The sequence below is a fragment of the Syntrophales bacterium genome, assembly GCA_030655775.1.
GTDB lineage: Bacteria > Desulfobacterota > Syntrophia > Syntrophales > JADFWA01 > JAUSPI01.
The window spans coordinates 1-4,183 of sequence record JAUSPI010000221.1 but is presented as its reverse complement, the minus strand read 5'-3'; the positions used below and the strand labels follow the sequence as shown (position 1 = coordinate 4,183).

The following is a 4,183-nucleotide window of genomic DNA, read 5'->3' as shown; positions in this document are numbered from 1 at the left end:
GAAGGTGCTCGGCGACATCGTAGCGAGTGGTGATGGTTTTGGTCATGATACGCTCCTATAGGTTACGTGCAAGGCGCAAGGCAGTTTTAATGTCGCTGGTCTGGGTACGCTTATCACCGCCAGCCAACAAAATTACTATCTCATGCTCGTGCTTTTTGTAATACACCCGGTAGCCGGGTCCGTAATCGATCCGCAACTCTGAAACACCTTCACCCACGGGCCTAACATCGCCAGGATTTCCGGCCGCTAAGCGGCTCGACCCGTACCAGAATACGACCCCGCGCACGGACGTCACGCAAACCATTGAGCCATTTTGCGTAAGCTTCAGTTTTGCGGATTTCAATCATGAGGTAATTGTAGCCTACTGGATACATGTTGTCAATGTCTTTTGCAGTGGTACCATGTAGGAAGCCCAATGCCGCCCTTAACCGGCTGAGGTTGAGCGACAGCGAAACATCAGCCCGAGTTGAAGGGCATGGTTCGGTTCCGATCTTAAATCAAACCGGAGGGAAATCCGATATAATTATTGCTTGCAAAGATGTGGTTGGCCTATAGGCATATTCACCAACTCTGCGTATTAAGGCCTTTACAACTTGTATGACCCACTCACTTTCAGAAGCAGTGAGTACATCAAAAGCCCCTTTTTTTGGCGCCTTCCTATCTTGGTTTTTACCACCTTTTTCTGAACAAATTGTTCCAAGTTTATTTAAAACGGCTTTCGATATTGAGTACTTGGATACTGCCTTTGACCTACCTCCCGCACTTGTTTCTAAAACCGTTAAACACATGTAGGCCATAGCGAGTAAACTTTCTTTTCCCTCTCTAAAGGCCTTGTAGCGAAGATACATAGTTTCAACATCGGGTGTGTTTTCAAAGTTCTTTGGAGGTGATGGAAAACGTCCGCGTGACACATGAAGCACAGCATCAAGTGAAACACTAATGCGAATAGGATCGACGTTAAGTATTATTGAATTTTTATCATCAGGGGAACGATCTATAACTTCTGCATTTTTGTATTCAAATCGTAGATCTCTATGATCATGGGCTAAACCAATTAAAATTTCCCATCGCTTGAGATAAGGGTCAATATAGTCCTTAGCATCCTCTTTCGTTGAAAAATGTTTCTTCATCTCAAACGACGCCAGATCATTTTCAACCCTAAGAACAAAATCGTCGGTTTCCTCTCTGATTGGAGAAGCTTTTTTATAGTCAACGTGTTCACCTGTTATGATGCGATAATGAATAGATTTTACATGGGAATGCGTTAGCATTTACACGTCATTCTCAAATGACTTGTTCGACCTTGGTTTTTCAATAAGCCGTCCAGTTATAAACCGATGCAGAATGCTGGATATCAGAGTTTGATAAGGCATGCCATCTTCAACAGCCCTTGTTTGAATCTCATCAAGTACCATGGATGAAATCCTAATATTTACTCGCTTGTCTTTTTTTAAAGTCTGACGAGCGTATCCTTTATGTCTTTCTATTTCTTTTTTAAGATTTTTAACAGACTTCCATTCTCCCCGTTCATAACTATCAAGAATTTCCTTTTCTTCTTTATCGAGTTTTATTTTAGCCATTTCATCCTCCCAAATACTCACGAGTTGCTTTACGACTCGGAATTATTGTTTTTAAAAATTTACCCTCTTCATCTTCAATAAATGGGACCAGATAAGCGTAGTCTCTAATTTTAACAACCAGCATTTGTTGATTTGGATATTTAGATTGATTCGGGTGCTCAATTACATCGATAAGGTCACCTCGTTCAATATGCAGAATGACTTGTTCAAAGCTGAGACCACGTTCCGCTTTCAGCCTTTCATTTTTTTCATAATTCCATTTATAATATGTCATATGCAATATTTAAACACGATGTGTGCCATATGTCAACAAATTAGAAATGATTTTGAGAGGTCGAATGCCGAGTTGACGGGCAAATTTTAGCGGTATAATGGGCGCGAAGCGTCTGATTATGCCGGAAAATTTGCCGGTCGAACGAATGGTTCGCAAGGCGCTCCGCGCCGGAGAACCATTCGGTCGGCCGGGTATCCGGCAACTCGGTATTCCTCAAGGCGCGAAGCGCCTTGAGGAACGTTAAAACTCAGCCGCCGCTTTCAGCGGTCGGCTGGAGTGCTTTGTTGTGTGCCGGGCACGGCACACGTCTTAAGGGTGAGCCTATACTTTCCGATTATGGAAGTCAAGGCAAGTCCCAAGCCCAGCCAGATGGAGGCGAAGGGCATAGTGTTATCACAACGGGGTATCCGGTGACGGTGCTTCGGAAGGCAGTGGCTCCGCTGAGGCGGAGTAACACAAAAGCACGGGGTGACGAACAGAAATCGAGTTAGGCGTGCATTTGCGGGACCAGCCTGCAACACAAGGTTAAGTCCTCTATCCATTATAAGCAATGCCCGTATACTCGGCGCTTACGTGCTGAAAGACGTGTGTTTACCCCGGGAGGTCTTTCATGTGCCACGGGATGTCGCATGCGGCAGAAAGTGGCTGAGGGCAGGGCAACCTGCTCCGACCGCATGGAAGAAGTCAGCAGAGGGCATAGTAGCCGCAGGAGAAACGAGCCGTGAACACCACGGAGGACTCACCCCGGCGAAGGCCCGAACGGTGCCCGGACTGAACAGTACGGGTAAATGATAGTGATTAGTAGGAGCATAGTACTTATGGTTATAATGCAGCAGTCGTCTGAAATAACTGTAGCGTTTGTGATTACCGAACATCCGGCAGAGGGTTCCCGGCTCATGGAAACAATCCTTGAACGGGGGAATATGTTTAAAGCATTAAAGCGAGTCCGTGATAATAAAGGGGCACCCGGGATCGATAACATGACTGTTGATCAGTTACCTGGATACCTCAGACGTCACTGGCTTAAAATCAGGGAAGACCTGTTAAACGGTACTTACAAACCACTTCCGGTTAAAAGGAAAGAAATCCCAAAACCGGACGGTGGTGTAAGACTGCTTGGAATTCCCACAGTTCTGGATCGTCTGATCCAGCAAGCAATAGCCCAGATTCTGCAACAGATTTGGGACCCGACCTTTTCTGATTCCAGTTATGGATTCAGACCGGGAAGGTCTGCCCATGATGCTGTACTCAGGGCCAAAAGTTACCTGCTTTCAGGATATAAGCATATTGTCGATATGGATCTGTCAAAATTTTTCGACAGGGTGAATCATGACCATTTGATGAGCAGACTGGCTACAAGGATAAAGGATAAACGAGTTTTAAAGTTAATCCGAAGATATCTGACAGCCGGAATAATGATCGAAGGTCTTGTCTTACCTTCACTTGAGGGTACTCCTCAAGGTGGCCCTCTCTCTCCGCTGCTTTCCAATATAGTTCTTGATGAACTGGATAAGGAGCTGGAGAAAAGAGGACTCAATTTTGTCAGGTACGCCGATGATTTTGTCATATATCTCAAGAGCAGGAAAGCTGCTGAGCGAGTTATGAAAAGCATTACAAATTTCATAACCAGGAAGCTTAAACTCAAGGTCAATGAAGAGAAAAGTGCAGTCAGTCGTCCATGGCTGCGCAAATTTTTAGGGTTCACTTTTATCAGTATGTGTGGTCAGACAAAGATCCGGATTCACAAGAAGACGATTAAGCGCTTCAAGGAAAGAGTTCGGGAACTGACCGACCGCAATTGCGGTAAAAGTATGGCTCAGATAATCTATAAACTGAATCTGTATCTGAAAGGCTGGTGGAACTATTACTGCCTGACAGAAGCCCGATATATCTTTAAATCCTTGAAGGGCTGGATAATTAGACGATTACGGTGTCTTCTTTGGAAACAATGGAAGAATCCCAGAACTAAAATCCGAAACCTGCTCAAACAGGGGATATCTCACAGGCACGCGGTACTGTGTGGGAATGCCCGCAAGAAGCATTGGCGTATGAGCAGGGTTAAATGGGTGATTATCGCTTTGCCTAATAAATATTTCCTTGATCTTGGTTTATTCTTACCCGGAAGTTAATCTGCCTGATCAGCCGAACCGCCGAGGTACCGATCGGTATGCCAGGTGGTGTGGGAGGGCTCCTCAGTGATGGGGAGTCCTATCCCGATATTTATTAACATCTGCGCAGGCCCTTTAATGAAATATATACTTTCATCATGTGTTTTGTGAAAATGCGGCTTTATGAAAACACCCGGAGTTATTCTGAACACATAGAGGCT

General features: G+C 45.0%; 8 protein-coding genes. 3 read left to right on the top strand and 5 right to left on the bottom strand.

Annotated elements, in window-relative coordinates:
* Positions 1-55: 55 nt before the first annotated feature.
* The 4 genes from Q7J27_12335 to Q7J27_12320 all read right to left on the bottom strand — a co-directional run bounded on the left by Q7J27_12335 (position 56) and on the right by Q7J27_12320 (position 1,854).
* Positions 56-304 (bottom strand): hypothetical protein, encoded by a 249-nt coding sequence (locus Q7J27_12335; GenBank protein MDO9529926.1) that lies wholly within the window; start codon positions 302-304, stop codon positions 56-58.
* Positions 305-497: 193 nt separating this feature from the next.
* Positions 498-1,271, bottom strand: a complete 774-nt coding sequence (locus tag Q7J27_12330; GenBank protein ID MDO9529925.1) for a hypothetical protein — start codon at positions 1,269-1,271, stop codon at positions 498-500.
* Positions 1,272-1,580 carry a hypothetical protein gene (locus tag Q7J27_12325; GenBank protein MDO9529924.1) on the bottom strand — a complete coding sequence of 103 codons (309 nt, stop codon included), beginning with the start codon at positions 1,578-1,580 and terminating at the stop codon, positions 1,272-1,274.
* A 1-nt stretch (position 1,581) separates the two neighbouring features.
* Positions 1,582-1,854, bottom strand: a complete 273-nt coding sequence (locus Q7J27_12320; protein MDO9529923.1) for a hypothetical protein — start codon at positions 1,852-1,854, stop codon at positions 1,582-1,584.
* A gap of 230 nt (positions 1,855-2,084) precedes the next feature.
* Between Q7J27_12320 and Q7J27_12315 the strand changes: the two genes are divergently transcribed.
* The 3 genes from Q7J27_12315 (at position 2,085) to ltrA (ending at position 3,983) form a co-directional block, all read left to right on the top strand.
* Positions 2,085-2,345, top strand: a complete 261-nt coding sequence (locus Q7J27_12315) for a hypothetical protein (protein MDO9529922.1) — start codon at positions 2,085-2,087, stop codon at positions 2,343-2,345.
* A gap of 121 nt (positions 2,346-2,466) precedes the next feature.
* Positions 2,467-2,646, top strand: a complete 180-nt coding sequence (locus tag Q7J27_12310; protein ID MDO9529921.1) for a hypothetical protein — start codon at positions 2,467-2,469, stop codon at positions 2,644-2,646.
* A 26-nt stretch (positions 2,647-2,672) separates the two neighbouring features.
* Positions 2,673-3,983 carry a group II intron reverse transcriptase/maturase gene (ltrA, locus tag Q7J27_12305; protein MDO9529920.1) on the top strand — a complete coding sequence of 437 codons (1,311 nt, stop codon included), beginning with the start codon at positions 2,673-2,675 and terminating at the stop codon, positions 3,981-3,983.
* Here ltrA and Q7J27_12300 read toward each other — a convergent pair.
* A partial coding sequence (locus Q7J27_12300; protein MDO9529919.1) for a hypothetical protein occupies positions 3,980-4,183 on the bottom strand: 204 nt, incomplete at its 5' end. The genes ltrA and Q7J27_12300 overlap by 4 nt on opposite strands.